This is a genomic window from Litoribacillus peritrichatus, assembly GCF_039537985.1.
Taxonomy (GTDB): domain Bacteria; phylum Pseudomonadota; class Gammaproteobacteria; order Pseudomonadales; family Litoribrevibacteraceae; genus Litoribacillus; species Litoribacillus peritrichatus.
On sequence record NZ_BAABBN010000007.1, the window covers coordinates 1,284,552 to 1,303,580 of the forward strand.

Sequence of the window (19,029 nt, forward strand, 5' to 3'; positions counted from 1 at the left end):
TTTTTTTGATCACTCAAAATCAATAATTTAATTATAACAAACTTATTAGTACTTAATATCTAAGTGTTTTTTCGGCAGGGAAGTTATTTCTATGTTTTCGCTTTATCGTTCGGTGGTGTTATCGAGTCCTAAACTTTGGGTCTGTTTGATCATCGTGTTGTCACTTTCCGCCGTTTACTGGGGACAGTCTTTTAAAATTGATGCTTCGGCCGATTCATTAACCTTAGAAAATGATGAAGACTTGCGGTATTACCGTGAGACCGTTAAAGAGTTTGGTGCCGATGATTTCTTGTTTGTCACGTTTGCACCACACGATAACAACATCATCAGTGATCAAAGTTTGAATGATATCAGTCTGATGTCGACCAAACTTGAGAAGTTAAGTGCGGTGTCTTCCGTTGTGAGCATTCTTAATGTTCCTTTGCTGGATAGCCCGAGAATTACCCTGACTGAATTATCTCAGGGCATGCGAACGCTTATGACGCCGGGAGTGGATAAGCAGTTGGCATTGAAGGAGTTCAAAACCAGCCCGCTTTATAACCAGCTTTTGGTGAGTGAAGATGGCAAAACAACGGCTTTGCAAGTCAGTCTGAAACGGGACGATGAATACTTTCGCCTTTTAGATCGTCGCAATCAGTTGCGGGAAGAGATAGGTACGGAACCGGATAATCTTGTTAAGCAACAGGCGTTGGACAAGGCTTCACTTGAATTTGCGGAGTATAACGCTGAGCGTTTAAAACGTGAAAGCCGAATGATTGAAGATGTCAGGTCGATACTGGCAGAGCATCGTGGCAATGCAGATATCTTCCTTGGCGGCGTCACTATGATTACCTCAGACATGATTAGCTTCATTGAGGATGATCTGCTGACTTTTGGCATTGGTGTGGTGTTATTTCTGATCGCTATGCTTACTGTTATTTTCAGAAAAGTGCGCTGGGTGGTGATTCCGCTCATGAGTTGCTTATTAACCAGTCTGTGGTTGGTTGGTTTACTTGCTTTTCTTGATTGGCGGGCAACGGTGATTTCGTCTAATTTTGTGTCCTTAGTTCTGATCATTACTATGTCCATGTGTGTTCATTTGGTCGTACGGTTCAGGGAACTGCACCTGGAAATGCCAAATGCCAGCCAGTTTCAGCTGGTGGAAGCGACTACGCGTCGAATGATCCAACCTTGTTTTTACACCTCTTTGACCACCATCGTTGCGTTTATGTCGCTGATTTTCTCAGACATTCAGCCCGTGATCGGGTTTGGCTGGATGATGGCAACCGGAGTGGGGTTGGCGTTTCTCCTGACCTTCATTATTTTCCCTGTTTTAATGTTGTTGCTGTCGGTCGATGAGCCTGTTGAAGAGCACGATTTTACTGAATCTTTTACTTTATTCTTTGCCGGTATTACTCAACGTCATTTTAAGTTGATTGCTTTGTGTTCAGTGATCATGACCGTTATTTCTGTTTATGGTATTTCCCGACTTGAAGTTGAAAACAGTTTCATCGGTTACTTTGATTCGGAAACTGAAATTTATCAGGGAATGTCGGTGATTGATCAGGAGCTGGGTGGCACAACGCCTCTGGACATTATTATTTCGCCTGATGAGGGGTTTCAGGGGTTTCTGGACTCTTTGAAAGAGCCTATGTTTGAAGATGTTGAAGCGGACGATGCTTCTGAGACCGAAGGGAACAGTGATGATTTAGCCGTGGCCGAAACGTTGGATGCTGAAGACGAATTCGATGAAGATTTCGATGATGAGTTTGATGAAGACTTTAGTGAGGGTTTCGGTGATGGCTTTGGTGAAGCGGATGACATGAATACGCCAAGTTATTGGCTGAACACCAAGCAGCTTGCCAGATTAAAGGAGGTTCATGAGTATTTGGAGTCTTACCCGGAAATAGGCAAGGTGTTGTCTTTGAGTACGGTCATGGATTTGGCGACGATGCTCAATGATGATAAGCCTCTGAGTGATTTCGAATTGGCGTTGGTGCGAACCATGGTGCCGGAGGATGTGGCCAGTATTTTGATTAAACCGTACCTGTCGGATGATGCCAATAAAGTTCGAATTACCATGCGAATCATTGACTCTGACCCTGATTTAAAACGCGATGCATTACTGACTAAAATTAAGCAGGATCTGCATGAAAAGTTTGGACTGGAAGCAGAGCAGTATCGCCTGACGAATATGATGGTGCTTTACAACAATATGCTGCAAAGTTTGTTTACTTCCCAGATTGAAACTTTGGGGGTGGTATTTCTGGCGATCATGATTATGTTCTGGATCTTGTTCCGTTCTTTGTATTTAGCGGTGGTGGCGATTGTGCCTAATATGTTGGCTGCGGGCTTGGTGCTTGGCATTATGGGGCTGACGGGCCTGCCTTTGGATATGATGACGATTACCATTGCTGCGATTACGGTGGGCATTGCCGTGGATGACACGATTCATTACGTTCATCGATTTAAAGAAGAGTACAGGCTCGATCATGACTACTTTGCTGCAGTTCAGCGTTGTCATGGCAGTATTGGTAAAGCCATGTACTATACTTCAGTCATTATTGTGGTGGGCTTTTCGATATTGGCGTTGTCTAATTTTGTTCCGACCATCTATTTCGGTTTACTGACCGGTTTGGCGATGATGGCGGCAATTTTTGCGGCACTGACTTTGTTGCCGTCTCTGTTGTTGATGTTTAAACCTTTGGGAAATAACACAAAATAACCTAAATGAAGTTCAGCTTCCTGAAGGCTGACCGATATCTATAGGGCACTTTCGGAAGTTGCTTGAAAACTGTATTGGTTTATAAGGTGCATTTGCGTTTAAAGCACATTTGTATTTTAGGCGCATTTGCGTTTAAGGCATAGATAAGCAACGGGTCAGCATGGAATAGATAAACGGAGCGAAGTTTGAATAACTTAGAAACTTTGATTTTGATTAATGTCATCGGATTTGTGATCCTGCTGACTGTTACCTTTATCGCAGGGTGGTGGTTTTTAAAGAAGCAGGCCAACATTGTGTCCCGTGAGGCAGTGAAATCCGCGCAGCAGGAAATAAAAAAAGCTAAGCAGCAATTGATTAAGATGAATAAACAAATGCTTAGTCAAATGAACAAAGAATCCAATGAGGTTGATCTGGAATATTCCCCGGTCGTCATTGATGGCAAATCCATTCGTGCGGTTGAGGAAATCTACAAGGCGTTTGTGGTTTGGGGCAAAAACAGTGCTGACGGTTCCACCCGCATTATTAAGATTGGTGCTCAGGCGCTGGCAGGCATGCACTCGGTTAAGCAAGAAGAGCATGTAAAGCGTTTTTATGACGATACCCGAAAATTGCTGAAAATGGCGACCCAGCTTGAACATCAGATTCAGTTTGATGCAGCCTATCTGGATGAAGAGCTTATTCAGGACATGGAAAAGATGGCGGCTCAGGCGGTGAGTTTAAGTGAAAACCTGTTGGACTCGGTGAAACGGGCTGCAGATCAGGTGAAAAGCACGGCAGCTAGGGAAAACCTGAAAATTTACACTTCCATGGAGCGTGTCGCTCAATCCATTGTGAACTTTCATCAGGTGGAATATAAGAATTTTGTGAAGCAGAACCTGGCTAAGAAAGTACGTGATCTGAGGACGGGTATGAGCTTGGCAAGTGAGGAAATGGAAGAGTAGTTTTTTTGTTCACAAAAAAGCCGGAATAACCATGGTTATTCCGGCTTTTTTATAACAAGCTGAAATTACTTCTCAGCGTTGTTGTATGCTTCAATTGAGTCAACGATGGCTTTCTTAGCCGCTTCTACGCCGTCCCAACCTTCAACTTTAACCCACTTGCCAACTTCAAGATCTTTGTAGTTCTCGAAGAAGTGTGCAATCTGATCGCGAAGCAGTTGCGGAAGATCCGTGATGTCTTCAACGTCATCGTACATTTTAGTCAGTTTCGTGTGTGGAACTGCAACTAACTTAGCATCTTCACCGGCTTCGTCGGTCATGTTCAGAACGCCAACCGGACGGCAGCGAATGACTGAACCTGGAGCTACCGGGTAAGGAGTTACAACCAAAACGTCCAATGCATCGCCATCATCCGCAAGTGTCTGTGGGATATAACCATAGTTTGCTGGATAGAACATAGGCGTTGCCATGAAGCGGTCAACCATTAGCGCGTCATACTCTTTTTCAATCTCGTACTTGATTGGAGAGCTGTTTGCTGGGATTTCGATCGCTACGAAAACGTCGTTAGGCACATCCTTGCCTGCTGGAATGTTGTTGTAACTCATAATCTATTCCTGAACTGATGCTAGTTTGAGGTTAAAAATAAAGCGGTGATTATAGAGGCTGTCGAAGTGGAATCCTAGTGCAGTTGAATAAAACATCGTCTCTGGCATATGATCTATCCATAATCGCTAAAAAGGATCGACAAATGGTCGACAAAAAGAAGACGAAATCGGGGAAAACTTCCGAAAAGGTGCTTGCTGATGAAGATCAGGGGGCAGAGTCTTCTGTTCAGGACGCGCCTGAGTCAGAAACCAGTGAAACGGGAAGCCGTTCTTCGTTCGTTCGCAGATTGGCGGAAGACGCGCTGAAAATGGCGTGGAAAACGGGTGTTACTTCGTTAAACAAAGCATCGAAACTCGTTCAATCGCCTGAGAACCTGAGATTAATTGCAGACGCTGGCGAGTCCCTGCGTGATATGCGGGAAGTGGCAGGCTTAACGAGATCAGAGTTGGCGGAAGCCCTTGATTTAAGCGATAAGCATTTATTGGAGGCTGTGGAAGAGGGGACGGCAACCTTATCGTTTGAGTTAATTCTGAGATTGGCGGCTTTGTTAGCGCGTCATGACCCGGTTCCGTTTGTGATGAAGTACGTCAGGGCGTATAACCCTGAGTTATGGAAACTGATGGAAGCCTGGGGGCCTGCGAAGGTCACGACCCAGTTTGAACGTGAACGGCAATTCATTAATATTATGCGAGGCCATGACGCAGCTCGGCAACTCAGTGATGAGGGGTTTGCCGAAGTATTGAAGTTTACCCGCTCTTCGTTTGAAATGGCGCTTCACTTTGTAGCTCAGCAAGAAGATGTAGAAGATAAAATCGTGGACCCGGACGAAGCCTACTCCGAAGCCCCTAATTCTGACCGGCAAAAATAAATACTTTATTTGTTTGACAGCCAGGCGCGCCCTCCATATAATGCGCCCCACAATGACGCGGGGTGGAGCAGCCTGGTAGCTCGTCGGGCTCATAACCCGAAGGTCGTCGGTTCAAATCCGGCCCCCGCTACCAATTCTATCTATGTGGGCGAAAGCCCCATTGATAGCCTTATTATCATTCGATGCGTTCAAGCATAGTTTGTCCAAGATTTTCATATCTTTCGTCTCCAAAGACATATTCAAGATTCCAGCTAAATCTCCGTAAAGATCAATACGCAGGCCTTTCTCGCCTTCCTCTGGCGTTAGCACCACTTTGTCGATAAGCCCCCTCAAATGCTGTGATGCTTCGGCGCGTGCGCCATCCGCATTCAACGATGCCTTTAAGTCTTTAATGGCTTGGTGATAACGTGATGCCATGGCCGGATGAATCAGAGGTTTGAGTGCAGGTTGCACCGTCAGAGCTTGTTCCGCTTTCTCAATGCGCTCTGAAACGCTTTCCAGATCATCCTTGACCATACTGGCGGGAATACCGTCTTTGATGGCCTGTATTAGGCGCTCGCGCTCTTTGAGAAGGCTGTCACGTTGAGATTCAAGCGATTTACGCTGCGCATTGGCCTGCGCATGCAAGGTGCTCAAATGCTTGGTGTATTCCTTACAGAACACATTGACCAACTCTTCACGCATGAGGTGGCCTTGCAAGCCATCCAAAACATAGCCCTCCAGCGTTTCTCGTTTGATAGTGCGGCGATTGTTACAAACGCTATCCCCTTTGTTCTTGGCCGCAGAGCAGCCATATTGGGTAGAGTTGATTTTGGAATACCCGCCACCGCAAACGCCACACTTGGTCAGTCCTGATAACAGATATTGGGGGCGGTTCGTTTGCCAAAGCGCGGTAGATTTACGATCCAGTGTTTTCTGGCGCGCCTTAACCGCTTCCCATAGCTCAGAATCAACGATGCGTTGCTCTGGCACGTCCTGAATAATCCATTCAGACGGATCATTCAGGCGCGTTACACGCTTTCCTGTGGCAGGGTCTTTGATAAAGCGTTGCCTGTTCCAGATCAGGCGACCGATATAAAGCTCGTTATTCAGAATGCCCGTACCGCGCTTACGGTTTCCGTTTATGGTGGATTGCCCCCAGCTTTTGCCAGATGGGCAAGGTATGTTTTCATCGTTGAGCTGAGCAGCAATCGCTTTGGGCGATTTGTTCTCAAGGCCATATTCTCGGAAGATGCGACGGATGATATCGGCCTGCACTTCATCAATCTCACGATCCCCTTTGATGGCTTCACCATTGGCGTCGAACTGTTTTACCACCTGATAGCCATAGGCCAGACCGCCACCAGATTTGCCTTTCTCTACACGACCACGAAGACCACGGCGAGTCTTGTCGGCCAAGTCCTTCAAGAACATCGCGTTCATTGTGCCTTTCAGGCCTATGTGAAGCGTAGATATTTCCCCTTCTGAAAGGGTGATGATTTTAACGCCAGCAAACTCCATGCGTTTAAAAATGCCTGCGATATCCTCCTGATCACGCGAGAGGCGATCCAAGGCTTCTGCAATGAGTATGTCAAATTCACCATTCATTGCGCCGCTGAGCAGAGATTGAATGCCAGGGCGCATGAGTGATGCCCCAGAAATTCCTGCATCCGTATAACAATTGCCAAGCTTCCAGCCTTCAGCGCTTGCTTTGTCGCTACACAGGCGAATTTGATCTTCAATAGATGCGTCACTTTGAAGGTCAGAGCTATATCGGGCATATATGCAAGCACGTTGCGTCATATTCCTATCCACCATCTTCTATATCGGGATTGCTAAGCGCGCTGCGGTAAAATTCGTAATCATCTTCGGCGGCGCGTCTTGCCAGAAACTTCACGAGAGCGATTATCGCTTCATCGTCAGAACCCCGATTATGACTCGCTTTCAGCGGAGTCTTCAAACAAATCTGAGCCTCATTTGACTCATTTTTATCCAGTTTTATGAGGGGGTTATCCATATATCCCCCCATAAAAAAGCAGTGAAAGCGAATTACTGCTCTCACTGCCGTATTCTTTGCGCCAGCCGCGTATATCTGAGAGATGGCACGTTCTGGGTGCGGAACATGCACATACACCCACCTGACCACAAAAAAAGAGAGTTGCATGGAACGCTCTGGCGTCCCGACAATCTCTCATACTTATAATGATACGCCTGAAATCGTTAATAAATCGTAAATAAGCGCCCTGTAAACCGCATGTTTCCGCCGTTTTCTTGCTTTCTATTTTTGTGGGCAATAAATTAATCATATTCATTACCCCGCCTTTGATGATTTTTTAAGAAGGTAAAAACAGGCAATGATCGATGCGATCCACCATTCGATATGATTAATTGAGAACTGATTTAACACACCAGCTAAGGCGAAAAGAAGAAGCGCCTGCGAAGCAAGTTTCAATAAAGCCGTATTTGTTTGCTTATGCGCTTGTGCTGATAAGCCACGACTAAGAATTGGAGGCGATTGCCTCGCTTGCAGCATGCGTCCCCAGATGAAAATGCGATACCACGACTTTGCAGCCAAAATTAATAACAGCCATGGTGTTACCCAATGGAAAAGAAAACTAACTGGCGCGTATTCATAAGGAGGGATTTTCCCATCAAGCCCAATCCACACGCTCCATGCACATACGCCCATTACAAAAATTGAAAACCATGCTCTAAATATCATACGCTCACCCTCCATCAAATATCGAAGAGAGAGGCGCAGCAATGTTCAGCCCCTGCTTAGTGAAATTAACAGGCTTGCTTATTGGATCGTCAGCAAAGTTTGGATGAATATCGTAAATGGGCGAACCATTTTTATTTCTATATCTTTGATCCAAAAAGTAAGCGGTTTTGAAGCATGCGATTGGATTGGCATGAGACAAGATAAGAATCTGAGCAACTGGGCTCATCGTCATGACTTCGTCGGGAGTAATAAGCGAACGCGATGTGAGCGCATCCTCTCGGCTTAAAAAATTGGGATCACTAAAAAGGCGAGCCCGCATCTCAGCACTGTACTCACTTAACGATTCTATTGTTGTGATGCCGCACAGCCTTGATGTGTATTCTGAAGTCATTAAATCTCGGGTGCCGAAGATTTGTATAACGCCGCTATTGGCAATGAAGGTTTGCCACCTCTCGCCGTAAAGTGAGACGAGCTGATTTAAATCCTGCACAATCATGTGAAGCTGCATGCCATACCCCGCCATAAGCCCAAAGGCGGTTTCAATTACCTCCATGCGCCCCAAAGCAGCGGCTTCTTCCATAAGGAAGTACACGGGAGGGTTTGGCTTGGTCTTAAAGCGGGTTACTGAAGTAATCGCAGAACTTAGCAACATCCGCAAAAAGCGGTTATAGGTAAACAATCTTCCAGCAGGCAAAACGACAAAGATATCTGTTTTGCCATTTTCCAACTCTTCAAAGGTAAAGTCTGATTCCGATAAAGTGCGCTGTATTTTGGGGCTTTCTAAAAAATGCGTATTTTGTTGCGCCGTTGATAAAATGCTGGAAAATTCCTTCGATGCTTTATTGAGAATACGTGCGGCTGAAGCGCGAACATATTCGTTGGAGCTTTGCATCATGCCGGGCTTTATTAAAATAGCATTGCCATCTTCGTCTTCAGCATACTCTCCGCCAACGATTTTTTTAAAGTCATCGGAAGATAGGCTTAACAATCTTCTCAATTGCGGAATGTCTCGGGAGCGTTTGGTGGTCGGCATTAGCACCAGAGGCGTGGCCGCAACATAGAGAATTAGCCCCATAACGAGCGCGCGAGCTTCATCCGTCCAAAACGGGTCTTTTCCGCCTCGGTCAGTGACAAGGCTATCGGCTATGGTCATGGCATCCTCAACAAAGTCATCATTGTCAGGATCAAGCCAATCCATAATGTTAAACCTTGATTGAGGCATGCCTAGCTTTGAGCAAGCTAAATCCCATGGATCGATAATGATGACTTTATGGCCAAGTACATCACGCCGATATCGCGCAGCGATTAAAGATAGCTCACCATCTTTCACATCAAGTGCAACCAGCGAACCACGATGCTCCAAGCATCGCGGCATACTGGCGGTTAGAAGTTTTCCGCTACGTGTAGGCGCTACAGTCAGCAGGTGCTTTTGAGTGTTTGTGGTTATACCATAAGCGCGGCCTTTATTCGCTTCGGCCATGCCGTAGCCAAGGAATATGCGCCCACCTTCGCCATAACCTTTTTGGTGAAGGTGGTTTATCGTCGCCCATTTACTAGAGCCATGCAGATCGGGGTCGCGGCTATATATCCGCGACGGATGCTGTGCCCCTTGGCTACGGAGTTGCATGCGCACCTCCAGAGCAAGGCTTAACGCTCAGAACTTTCTGGCTTTTATAAGCAAGTCCGATGGCACTAAAGTAATGCGATAGCGACTGCCTAACATTGCCGCCTTGAGAAATGAAGTGATCGGTAATGCCTTCAAGGTCATCTTTATGGTTTCCGCCAATGAAATACACAAAGGTCAGAATGCCATTTTTATTGGCGAGTAATTCAGCTTTTACTTTTGCATCATTTACGGTGTACCCGTCAGTAATAACGATAGCCGCCTTCTGATACCCATTGAAGTAACTGCCTGATAGGTCTGAATAGGCACTGCTCAGCGCCTTAAAAATATCTGTGCCGCCACTGGCTTCAATATTTTCAAAGCCAAATCCGCCGCCATTGCATTGCTGGTAGTTTTTATGGCCGTATGTTAAGTCGGAGTTAAAGCTACCAACGGCGCATAGAGCATGCGGCGGCAATGAATTAAGAAAGTTATTGGCTGTGCTCTTAACCGCATCTATATTGCCAGCCATTGAGCCAGAACGATCAAGCAGTAATGCAATACCAATTTTAGGTGGTGCCTGCTGAACGGTTTTGTAGTCAAAGCACAGCTTTTCACCACTCATAGAATAAACCGCGACGCTATCGGGAGGTGGCGAAACAAACTGACCACTGGAATCTCGAAAGCTGGCAACGATGTTGAGCTGCGAAGGGTTTCCTGAGGTTTGAATAATCTCGGAGGTTCCACCGCTAAAAGCGACAATGATATTGTTCGACTGATCAATATCGAACCCCGATACGATCTTAATGCCATTGGCATCGACCATTCCGAACTTGGATATTGTCCTTATGAGAATGTCCGAAGCATCAAGCGAAGGGTCAGTTTTTAATTTCAAAGAAATGGATTTCTCAAAATCATATTTTGATCGAATCACAATGATCGGCGCTGAATACTCACTTTTAGATTTAACAGTGATAACAGGCTCATTTGCCAGCAGGTTGGTGTTGCAGAAGGCCGATAGGCCAACTGCAACTGCGAGGTTTTTAATGAGAGTTTTCATCGATATCCCTCCACCTAAAGCAACGTATTCAGTCGGGACTTCGTTTGCGCCTCACCAAGCAATTCAAAATCAATATCGCCACTGCGCGCACGTTTCAAAATTCCGAGTGAGCCAAGATAGGCTTGCAGCACCTTGTCTTGATCGGGGTGAACACGCATAATTTTGAGAGTGGTGAGTTTGCTGGCGAGATTTGCCAGCGCTAACTCGCTTGGTACTTCTTGAGGCACTACAACGTCAATCGGATCATTACCTTGCTGAAACGGTACATGAACCGTTGATCCAATCCAGTACAAGCGAATGCTGTCAGGCTGCGTCAGGTTCACCGTTGTTTCAATCTGATCAAACGCCATAACCAAATCCGAAAAGGTCGGTTTGAACACAATCAGATTTTTAACATCTTCCGCTTGTGAAAGAAGCTGCCCAGCCGTTCCAGACCACGCAATACGGTTAGGCAGTGCGCTCAGAATAATGTGAATCTGAGTGTCACTCGTGGCTTTCCTTCGAGAGAGTGAGGTCAATTGCTGAAGTAAGTGAAGCGCGGTATTCAGCGCTTCCCCTTGATCTTCACTGGCAATGGTTCCGCCATTCTCGATAAGCACGAAGATATCTTCATGAGTTTTAGCTTTGGGAGCCTGCACTTGTTCACCGCAAGCGGTAATGCAAAGGGTAAGCATAAGAGCGGTTAAATATTTCATGACTATTTCTCCTCTGACTTAAGGCTTTGGAAGGCGCGTGTAGTGAATAGCGCGAGGATGATGTTGATGACGGCAATCACTGCGCTCACGCCAATCGCCAGCCCTTTGTTTTGTGCAAGGAATGCCATCACGCCGCTTTCTTGCTGCACCACAAAACCACCTTGAGTGCTTTCTCGTGCAACGAGTGTGTATAAATTTACGACCTCAAGGCCAATGACCATGATTAAGACCAACCCAGCGATGCTCGCCAAAATCTGATTTTGCGGGTGAGAAAACCATTCTTGAGGATCATCCAAGATATTTTGACGATGCACTTCCGCCCAGATGAAGAGCGGCGTTGCCACCGAAAACGTGGCCAGCAGTATTGAGATGATGTGAGAGGCATTGGCATCAGGATCGAGCATGCCAAACATCCCTCCCAGAACGGGAAGCTCTGAAAGGTACGTTTCGTTCATCAAGCCTATCGTTTCGGTGTAGACCGCATAGAACATAATGAACATGGCGGCTTCAAGAGAGATGGCAAAGAGGACTTTGACTACTCCTGAAGGGCTGACGGCTTTCACACCGTCAAACGGGGATGGTTTGTCGAAGTTCATGAGCGCACCTCCTCAGATTTGCGGGACAGCGCATTACGGCAGCCATGCTTGGCACAGTATTCACTGTTGCAGCTATAGAACTGCTCGCAGCGAAGCTGATCGGCTAACGGCGTGGGTGGTTGTGGTTGCTCATACACGGGGTCATACACCGCTTCGAGCGTGACATTGATTGAAATTACTTTGAAATCAGACATTTAAAAGCCTCCAGCCCCTTTGAAAAGGGCGAGTTCGTTGAACTTTTTGGTTCTAAGAGGCTTCGCGCAAAGCTTGATTTAATCGTATCTGCTAATTGCCTAGCTGTATCTCCATAAACGGTAAATTTCTTTTTGCACAAATAATGCTAAACTATTGATTAATATCATAAAAATATAAAACTGAGTGGAATAATTATGAGGGTATTATGCAGGCTGGTAACTCGCACGAATCTCGTAAGTCGTTCTGGTGTGGACATATAGAGAATTGGCTTCAAAATGAGAATTGTTCTCAGCAAGCGTATTGCTTGAAGAATGGGTTATCTGAAAGCTCGTTTTCCCGTTGGAAAAGTAAAATTAAGCCGAAGTTACGTCGAGGGAAAACGGTATCAAAGACAGAGAAATACTGGCGCTTTGAGGTGGATAATTGGATCAAAGATGCTCGCAGATCAAAGAAGGATCGCCTCTCATTCAGTTCGCAATCATATTATTGTTTGACTGCGGCGTGCTCCGAAAGCAGTTTTTCAAGATGGAAAAATAAATTTTATCCAGAATTAAAAAATAAAAGACAGAAAAGAAATGAAAATTTCGATATGAGGTTAAATCGATTGTCGAAGAAGTCTTTTAAAGCTCTGGTTAGCGGGTTTGTGGATCAAGAATCACCCAAGCAAATAGCTCTCAATATGGGGATCAGCTTAAAAACATGCTACAAATACTTAAAGATAGTTGAGAGTAAATTTGTGCTAGGAGCAATAGAATACCCCGCGCTGTTTAACGGAGCCGGTATCCTGTTGTTTTTCGGACCTCCACCCAATATTCATGAATCTCTACTAGAAAATTACAAAAAGAGGGGCAGAAAGCCCAGCAAAAAAACTTTCTCAAAAATCCTAAAGAACTCAATTTTGTACAATTCATTATATGATTGGACATCAGACGAGATTTGGTTTTTTTATATGCATGGTTGGATGCTTTTTTTTGAACGTATCTATAAAAAAGAGAATGGAGTTGAGGGCGGATTTAGTGAGAAGCACAGAAGATATATAAGAGCTGAGAACCATGAGTCAGATTTGATTGGTAAATTGTGGGATGACTATATTCAATCAGGGTTTGACGAGCTGTTGACGGTAGAGACTTGGCATGCAACTTACCACACGCATAAGCATAAAAATTTAGAGCTTCATCGACGCCAGATGATTTTTGATCTCTCTTGGGTCTTAAAAAATCAGCACCCCATTAAGAGAAGTATTTATTGGGATGAAAATTTTCCAAAGCCTTGTGAAAATGTAATGACTGTTGTTAGTGACAGGATTAATAACAGTTTTAATTTATTATTCGGCGGATGATTTTCAATATTGTTCTAGATGTCTGGTGATGGATTTTCTTGGTCAGTGGGAGCGAATGTCTTTATGGGCATAGTTTCTGAAGACTGTTGTTGGTTATCAACCTTTATAGATTCCCCCCAGATTTCAGATATTAATGTGTCAGATATTTCTTCAATGGTTGATAAACCTTTGTCAGGGCTGTTTGATAATTGCTCAAAGGTGTTATTTTTGTTGTTTCTGTCCATTTGCAAAACCTTTCAGTTTTACAGATATCAAAAAACTTTAAGTTTTTTCAATAAAAATCGTGATTAGACGCTAAAAGCGATTTTCTTAAGCCACTCGTGCTTTTTCTCAAGCATGTGACCACGGCCGTATTTCGGCCCCGACTTCTTGTGCCCCATAAGTTCGTCGATGACTTCCTCTGGCGCGCCTGCGTCGCGGAGGCGGTCTTTAAAGGTATGGCGCAACGAATAGAGGGAATGATTTGGTGTTGGCTTTAAATAGTTTTCACGCAAATATTTATTGATGGTCGTGGACGCGGTATCGGCAGTGCGATAATGGTTAAATCCACTCGGTAGTTGTTGGAAGGCATGAAGCGCGGCACCAACGAGCGGGATTTTGCGCTCTGAGGTAAGCGTTTTGAGCGCTTTGTTTTCACGCGCGCGAATCCAAATATAGGGAATAGGCTCATCCAGAACGATATCTTCTTTTGTAAGGCCGATCAGCTCAGATTCCCGCGCGCCAGTATCGGCCATGGCAAATACTAAAAGCCTCGCCTCATCATTCAATCCATTGAGGGCGTGCTTGGAAAGTAAGACATCTTGAACATAGCTGGCTTCAAAAGGAGGCCGTGATTGCTCCAGTTCCTTAAGGCGTATTTTTGAAAACTGCACATCAAAATCGGTAGCCACTTCATATTGAAGCCCGACCACCTGAAGCATGTCTTTCACATACATCATGTTCTTATTAGCAGTCGCGGCCACGACTTCGCCTTTTTCAATACGATCCATCCACCATTGTCGGAACTGCAAAATGTCAGAGCGCGCAATGGATTTAAGAGGCTTATCACCGATAGCGCTGATAAAGTAATTGATGGCAGCAAGGCGCGGATTTTTCCATTTACGGATTTGATGCTCGGACTTATTGGTGAGTCTGTCACGGCATAGCGGCCAGTATTTGTCCGCACAAGTGCTTAACGGTAACTCTGGCACATCCGTGCCGCCAAGCACGGAAGAGACTGTTTCAGGTTGTTCTATGGCCTTGTTTGCCGTCTTCAAGCGCTCAACAATTTCTTCTAACGGTTCTTTGGCAATTTCAACGGCATTCTTATAGGCAAAGCCATGGGCTTTTGCGAGCTTGATAGCGGTGCGATATTCAGCTTCAGGATCAGCTTTGCCATTGCCCTTAATCAGGCTGCGCCAATAATCTTCGATATAGTCGTTATAGATGGCAGCTTTTCGGATGGCTTCTTTTTCATCTTTGGTGCCCAAAGATATTTTGATGATGGCGCGCTTATCGTAGTCGGACACGTATTCAGGAACGCGCCTGCGATAATAAAAATTCTTCCCTCTGCAAAATACATAGTTTGCCATCCATGTGTCCCAATTTGTAGCCCACCTTGTGTACCATTTTTAGGTAAAGCAAAAATGCGCCTTGGTCAATTGAAAAGTAAATTTCAATCAATACAACATGTTATCGGGAAAATAGTTAAGATTATGTAAATGAAAATGGTGGAGGGGGCAGGATTCGATTTGAAAAATCTCATCTATAATTATGATTTTATTTCAGTGCGTTAGGTGCTTATTAGAAATTACTACTATAAAAATTTGTGTCCCAGTATGTGTACCATTTTGTATCCCAGTTTTTAGAGGTCTGTAGGTTCGAATCCCGTGTGCTTTTCTGCAATTTTTATAGCACGATTTAGGATTTTAACTTTATCTTTTCTATCGTGGTATTCTTTTTCAAGCCGTTCGAATATCGGTAGGTATTTATCACCATATCGCGCCACAATTTTTGCAGCCTGATGATACGCTCTTTTAATTTGTGCCAAGCTTAATTGATCACTCATGCAGTCCCCTTTGGTGATAGAGGTGCGGGCACTTAATCCATTCATGTAAATCTTTCAGGTAAAACGCTTCGCGAATACGCTTACCTGTTGAGGACAATGTTCTAGGTTTTGGGAATGTACCGCAGTCAATGCGCCTTAGTATTTCGTGTTTCGGGATGCCACATAAACGAGCGGCAAGCTTAAGCGGGATAAGCGCATTGCTCTGAATCATAAGCGCCGCTGTTACCTGCGCTTCAAAATCTGCCTTGATGCTTTTGCCGTTTAATAACTCATCCATGGGGCTTTCCTTTTATAGGAAGCAGCGGTAACAGCAAAATGCCGCATCGCAGCCTTGCACCCATTTATTAACGTTAACTTAGGATGGCCATAAAACAACCAGCCTACGATGACGATAACAGATAAATACTAATTTTTAGTTAATACCGGCAAGTGTAGCTAAGGATAATCTCGTTATAGATCAGATTGTTGGTTAGAGGTACACAAGGCACGCCCAAAATTAAGATTTGTCTGACGTTAGCTTCAAAAAAATTTAGAAAACTGAACAAGGAAATGCAATGGAGTCTTAGTCAATACGCTATTGCATCTCCTTTTATCTACACATTCACTTGATAACTACATCAGATCGAAAATACTGCACAATCTCAGTAAGATCTAGAGCAACAAAATCTATAGTATGTTGCTCTCGGAAATGCTGATTGAAAGCCGCTTCATTTTCAAACCTTTCCCATAACAGAAATCGACACTCATCGTCCAAACACTGATGCAAACTAAATAAACTGCAACCTGACTCTCCGACCGTATTTTGACATAGCGTTACCAAAGCAGCTTTAGCCTCCGATAACCTTCTTTTGTCCTTTACTCGCAGTTCAGCAGTGATATGGTAGCCTGTTTGTTGCATTATTCAATACTCCTTTAAATAGCTGTTAAGGAATATGTTACAAGCTAGAGTTCACTCTAGGTCAAGCTTTTTTCTTTTTCCTCGTACGCTTTAATCTTATAATCTACGACAGACAGCTCCTCTCGAAGTTTTTGAATATTTGACTTCAATTTAATCGAGTGATCTATAAGCATGTCTTTTCTTTGAGATATGCTATCGTCCCCCAAATACCTCAAAGAAGAAAACTGCCTAATCTCGTCTAATGACATGCCTGTAGATTTTAATCTTTGAATCCATTCAATCCAAACTAGATCATCGTTACTGTAAACTCTCCTTCCTGAATCGTTTCTTGTGACGTTTTCTAGCAATCCCTCTTTTTCATAGTATCGTAATGTGTGTACCGATAATCCGGATATCTTTGATATTTCTGAAATATACAAATGTCGTACCTATATTCTGTTACAAGCGGTGGATTTTAGGTCAATACTAAAGGCGTTAGATATAGTTAAAGAGTAGGCGTAGACGGGGAGGCTGAAAATTCTTTGTTTGCCTTAATTGAATAAAATTCACAGTATAACCTCATAATTTCCGTAGCATCTCGCTCCGCTCTATGCTCTGTTTCATCGGCTATCCCCGCCTGTTCATACGCCATGTCAAAGTCTGGATCTTCCAGAGCGATAAAGTCATACAAATAGAATACGTCGAACCCACGCTCTACCCCTGAAGCCTCATACAACCTATCAAGCCAGAATAAATCGGCCCTAGCATTTGGGCTATCACACATGGCTATTTTACCGTCTACTTGCTCATTGAGCCATTCCGCAACAAAACGACTATTTCTACCTTCTTCGAATAATCGTGTGCGTGAAATTCTGTGAATAGCTCCAATATCCTCATCGCTAGGTTCACTGTTCCAGTCTTGCCAGCCTGGCTCAGGGCGAATTAAATAAGCCTGTGAACCTCCATTATCATGTGCAACGGCGATCTCGACAGGGTAGCTTAATAGTGCAGCATCATGCGTATCTCCAGAAACCCCTCTCAAAGAGGAGGCCTCAATGTCAATTATTACAACCTGGGAGGGTGACGGTATACCAACTTTATTGTCTAAATCTCTGTTCATATAGCCAAACGTATTTGTGCGCGGGACTTGAGTCAACTTAAAACCTACTTAAGTGCTTCACAGCAACATTTGGCGTTCCTCATTTTAGTTTAACAGAAGCGTGGAGCTAACTTACTTACCGAAAGTGTGATTTAAACTAGCCCTGGCTAACCTAAATCACACGTCATACGAAAAGTCACAGATAGCGCTTCACATGCTAAAATAAATACTTTGATTTAGTCGCTTAAAGTGGGTAGCCCAACACGTTTACGACCTTCTGAAGTTTTGAGTGAAAAGTCTGTTCCTGCGTACTCCGCACCTTCGTCTCCACATAGAAAAGCAACGGCTTCGCCTACCCACTCAGGTGGTATGTGGACGCTCCAATCTAAATTGCTCACAGTGTTGATTTTAGAATCCCGTATTTTTTCCATCATGGCAGTAGCAACAGTGCCAGGTGACAGTCCTACGACTCGAATGTTCTTTTCTCCAATTTCTTTGTGAGCAACCTCTGTAAGTTTTTTGGCTGCGACCTTCGCAGAGCAGTAATGACTCCAGCCGATGAGGGCGCTATTCGCTGCCCCTGAGCTCATATTAATGATTATTCCACTCCCATGTTCAATCATAATTGGGGCCGCCGCCCGAATTCCGTGGTAGACCCCCTTATAGTTAATGTCAGCGGCGCGTGCCCACGTATCTGGGTCGCTCTCGATAAGCGGTGCAAGGGGCTCTATCACTCCCGCATTATTTACCAAAATATCGATCCTTCCTGTCTTTTCAACTGCATATTCGATGGCCTCGGTGACGGAGAGATAATCACTAACATCACACGGAACGGCCAATGCGCTTAATCCACCAGAGCGAAGCGAATCAGCTTCTGATTCGATTTTCTGGTGTGATCGAGCAGTCAAAACAACCGTTGCGCCGTACGCTGCGAGAACTTTAGCTGTTGCTAGCCCAATACCCTGGCTTGCACCCATAATGAGAGCGGTACGCCCTGAAAAGTTTAATGACTGCAACATATTAAGACTCCTCAACAACGAGCTGGGATATATCAACCAAGGCTTGCCTTTTCGCCGTTTCGAGTGCATCAGGATCGCCTGTTGTTCCTTCAATACGGATGACGTGCGTCTTTTCTATCCCAAGAAAACTCATTAAAGCTCTGAGGTAGGGTTCGAGGAAGTCCATCTCAGATAAGTCACCACCCTGAGCGTAGCCTTGAGCCCCATAACTGAGGACTAATACCGACCGCTTAACAGCAACAAGCCCTTCAAACTGCGACCCGTCAAACGCAAAAGTTTTATTGATCCGTACGATCTGATCGATCCACGCTTTGAGTGATGATGGCACCCCAAAATTGTACATTGGTGCGCTAATTAGTAGTGTGTCGGCCATCTTTAACTCTTGAATGAGTTCGTCTGATAGAGCTGTGGCTGCTTTAAGTTTCTCAGTCTTGCCACTCGGAGGTGCATAGAAGCCAGCAATCGTATCATTGGTGATATGAGGCAAATTTTCGGTCGCAAGATCTCGAGTCTTGGTGCTGAGAGAAGGAATTAATGTCAGTAGGCGTTTCTCCGCGTTATCTGCTAATTCTCGCGACACAGAATCACTGTTTCTGGGACTGCAATCTAATCGAAGTAAGTAGGTCATGTTGATCTCCAATGGTTGGGGTTCTACACACCTTAATAAAATCAAAATACGCAA

Annotated in this window: 22 protein-coding genes and 1 tRNA gene; 5 read left to right on the forward strand and 18 right to left on the reverse strand. The window is 44.6% G+C overall.

The window, feature by feature from the left end:
- Positions 1-91 precede the first annotated feature (91 nt).
- Together ABD744_RS15475 and ABD744_RS15480 are read left to right on the forward strand one after the other, a co-directional pair.
- Positions 92-2,704, forward strand: a complete 2,613-nt coding sequence (locus ABD744_RS15475; RefSeq protein ID WP_344799439.1) for an efflux RND transporter permease subunit — start codon at positions 92-94, stop codon at positions 2,702-2,704.
- 185 nt (positions 2,705-2,889) lie between these two features.
- Positions 2,890-3,645, forward strand: coding sequence for a hypothetical protein (locus ABD744_RS15480; RefSeq protein WP_344799440.1), 756 nt, complete (start codon positions 2,890-2,892; stop codon positions 3,643-3,645).
- Between the two features lie 65 nt (positions 3,646-3,710).
- Here the strand turns inward: ABD744_RS15480 and ppa are convergent, their stop codons facing one another.
- Positions 3,711-4,247 (reverse strand): inorganic diphosphatase, encoded by a 537-nt coding sequence (gene ppa / locus ABD744_RS15485; protein WP_344799441.1) that lies wholly within the window; start codon positions 4,245-4,247, stop codon positions 3,711-3,713.
- Positions 4,248-4,390: 143 nt separating this feature from the next.
- Here ppa and ABD744_RS15490 point away from each other — a divergent pair, with 143 nt between their 5' ends.
- Both ABD744_RS15490 and ABD744_RS15495 read left to right on the forward strand, forming a co-directional pair.
- A complete protein-coding gene (locus ABD744_RS15490; RefSeq protein WP_344799442.1) occupies positions 4,391-5,116 on the forward strand; it encodes a helix-turn-helix domain-containing protein in 726 nt (241 codons plus the stop codon).
- Between the two features lie 56 nt (positions 5,117-5,172).
- A tRNA-Met gene (locus ABD744_RS15495) sits at positions 5,173-5,249 on the forward strand.
- Here the strand turns inward: ABD744_RS15495 and ABD744_RS15500 are convergent.
- The 8 genes from ABD744_RS15500 to ABD744_RS15535 form a co-directional block, all read right to left on the reverse strand.
- Positions 5,228-6,898, reverse strand: coding sequence for a recombinase family protein (locus ABD744_RS15500; RefSeq protein ID WP_344799443.1), 1,671 nt, complete (start codon positions 6,896-6,898; stop codon positions 5,228-5,230). The two genes, ABD744_RS15495 and ABD744_RS15500, sit on opposite strands and share 22 nt — an antisense overlap.
- Before the next feature lie 4 nt (positions 6,899-6,902).
- Positions 6,903-7,259: a hypothetical protein gene (locus ABD744_RS15505; protein WP_344799444.1), complete on the reverse strand. Its 357-nt coding sequence runs from the start codon at positions 7,257-7,259 to the stop codon at positions 6,903-6,905.
- Positions 7,260-7,406: 147 nt separating this feature from the next.
- Positions 7,407-7,817 carry a hypothetical protein gene (locus tag ABD744_RS15510; protein WP_344799445.1) on the reverse strand — a complete coding sequence of 137 codons (411 nt, stop codon included), beginning with the start codon at positions 7,815-7,817 and terminating at the stop codon, positions 7,407-7,409.
- A gap of 4 nt (positions 7,818-7,821) precedes the next feature.
- On the reverse strand, positions 7,822-9,444 hold the full coding sequence (locus ABD744_RS15515; RefSeq protein ID WP_344799446.1) for a type IV secretory system conjugative DNA transfer family protein: 1,623 nt from the start codon (positions 9,442-9,444) through the stop codon (positions 7,822-7,824).
- The gene (locus tag ABD744_RS15520; protein WP_344799447.1) at positions 9,431-10,480 is read right to left on the reverse strand and encodes a VWA domain-containing protein; all 1,050 of its coding nucleotides are present in this window, start codon (positions 10,478-10,480) and stop codon (positions 9,431-9,433) included. Before ABD744_RS15520 ends, ABD744_RS15515 begins: the two co-directional genes overlap by 14 nt.
- Positions 10,481-10,494: 14 nt before the next feature.
- Positions 10,495-11,175 carry a hypothetical protein gene (locus tag ABD744_RS15525; protein ID WP_344799448.1) on the reverse strand — a complete coding sequence of 227 codons (681 nt, stop codon included), beginning with the start codon at positions 11,173-11,175 and terminating at the stop codon, positions 10,495-10,497.
- 2 nt (positions 11,176-11,177) lie between these two features.
- Positions 11,178-11,771: a hypothetical protein gene (locus ABD744_RS15530; RefSeq protein WP_344799449.1), complete on the reverse strand. Its 594-nt coding sequence runs from the start codon at positions 11,769-11,771 to the stop codon at positions 11,178-11,180.
- A complete protein-coding gene (locus ABD744_RS15535) occupies positions 11,768-11,965 on the reverse strand; it encodes a hypothetical protein (RefSeq protein WP_344799450.1) in 198 nt (65 codons plus the stop codon). The genes ABD744_RS15530 and ABD744_RS15535 overlap by 4 nt, the downstream gene beginning before the upstream one ends.
- 206 nt (positions 11,966-12,171) lie before the next feature.
- Here ABD744_RS15535 and tnpA point away from each other — a divergent pair, with 206 nt between their 5' ends.
- Positions 12,172-13,305: an IS66 family insertion sequence element accessory protein TnpA gene (gene tnpA / locus ABD744_RS15540; RefSeq protein ID WP_344799451.1), complete on the forward strand. Its 1,134-nt coding sequence runs from the start codon at positions 12,172-12,174 to the stop codon at positions 13,303-13,305.
- A gap of 14 nt (positions 13,306-13,319) precedes the next feature.
- Here the strand turns inward: tnpA and ABD744_RS15545 are convergent, their stop codons facing one another.
- From ABD744_RS15545 to ABD744_RS15580, 9 genes are all read right to left on the reverse strand, one after another.
- A complete protein-coding gene (locus tag ABD744_RS15545) occupies positions 13,320-13,529 on the reverse strand; it encodes a hypothetical protein (protein WP_344799452.1) in 210 nt (69 codons plus the stop codon).
- A gap of 63 nt (positions 13,530-13,592) precedes the next feature.
- Entirely contained in the window at positions 13,593-14,876 is a 1,284-nt protein-coding gene (locus tag ABD744_RS15550) for a DUF6538 domain-containing protein (RefSeq protein ID WP_344799453.1), read from the reverse strand.
- 272 nt (positions 14,877-15,148) lie between these two features.
- The gene (locus tag ABD744_RS15555; RefSeq protein ID WP_272965370.1) at positions 15,149-15,352 is read right to left on the reverse strand and encodes a hypothetical protein; all 204 of its coding nucleotides are present in this window, start codon (positions 15,350-15,352) and stop codon (positions 15,149-15,151) included.
- The gene (locus ABD744_RS15560) at positions 15,345-15,629 is read right to left on the reverse strand and encodes a helix-turn-helix transcriptional regulator (protein WP_344799454.1); all 285 of its coding nucleotides are present in this window, start codon (positions 15,627-15,629) and stop codon (positions 15,345-15,347) included. Before ABD744_RS15560 ends, ABD744_RS15555 begins: the two co-directional genes overlap by 8 nt.
- A gap of 324 nt (positions 15,630-15,953) precedes the next feature.
- Positions 15,954-16,250, reverse strand: coding sequence for a putative quinol monooxygenase (locus tag ABD744_RS15565; protein ID WP_272965372.1), 297 nt, complete (start codon positions 16,248-16,250; stop codon positions 15,954-15,956).
- Between the two features lie 56 nt (positions 16,251-16,306).
- Complete coding sequence (locus ABD744_RS23180) at positions 16,307-16,669, reverse strand: MerR family transcriptional regulator (RefSeq protein WP_425562177.1); 363 nt, start codon at positions 16,667-16,669, stop codon at positions 16,307-16,309.
- A gap of 65 nt (positions 16,670-16,734) precedes the next feature.
- Positions 16,735-17,349: a hypothetical protein gene (locus ABD744_RS15570; protein WP_344799455.1), complete on the reverse strand. Its 615-nt coding sequence runs from the start codon at positions 17,347-17,349 to the stop codon at positions 16,735-16,737.
- A 215-nt stretch (positions 17,350-17,564) separates the two neighbouring features.
- Positions 17,565-18,347, reverse strand: coding sequence for an SDR family oxidoreductase (locus ABD744_RS15575; RefSeq protein ID WP_344799456.1), 783 nt, complete (start codon positions 18,345-18,347; stop codon positions 17,565-17,567).
- Between the two features lies 1 nt (position 18,348).
- Positions 18,349-18,975: an FMN-dependent NADH-azoreductase gene (locus tag ABD744_RS15580; protein ID WP_344799457.1), complete on the reverse strand. Its 627-nt coding sequence runs from the start codon at positions 18,973-18,975 to the stop codon at positions 18,349-18,351.
- Positions 18,976-19,029: the final 54 nt, after the last annotated feature.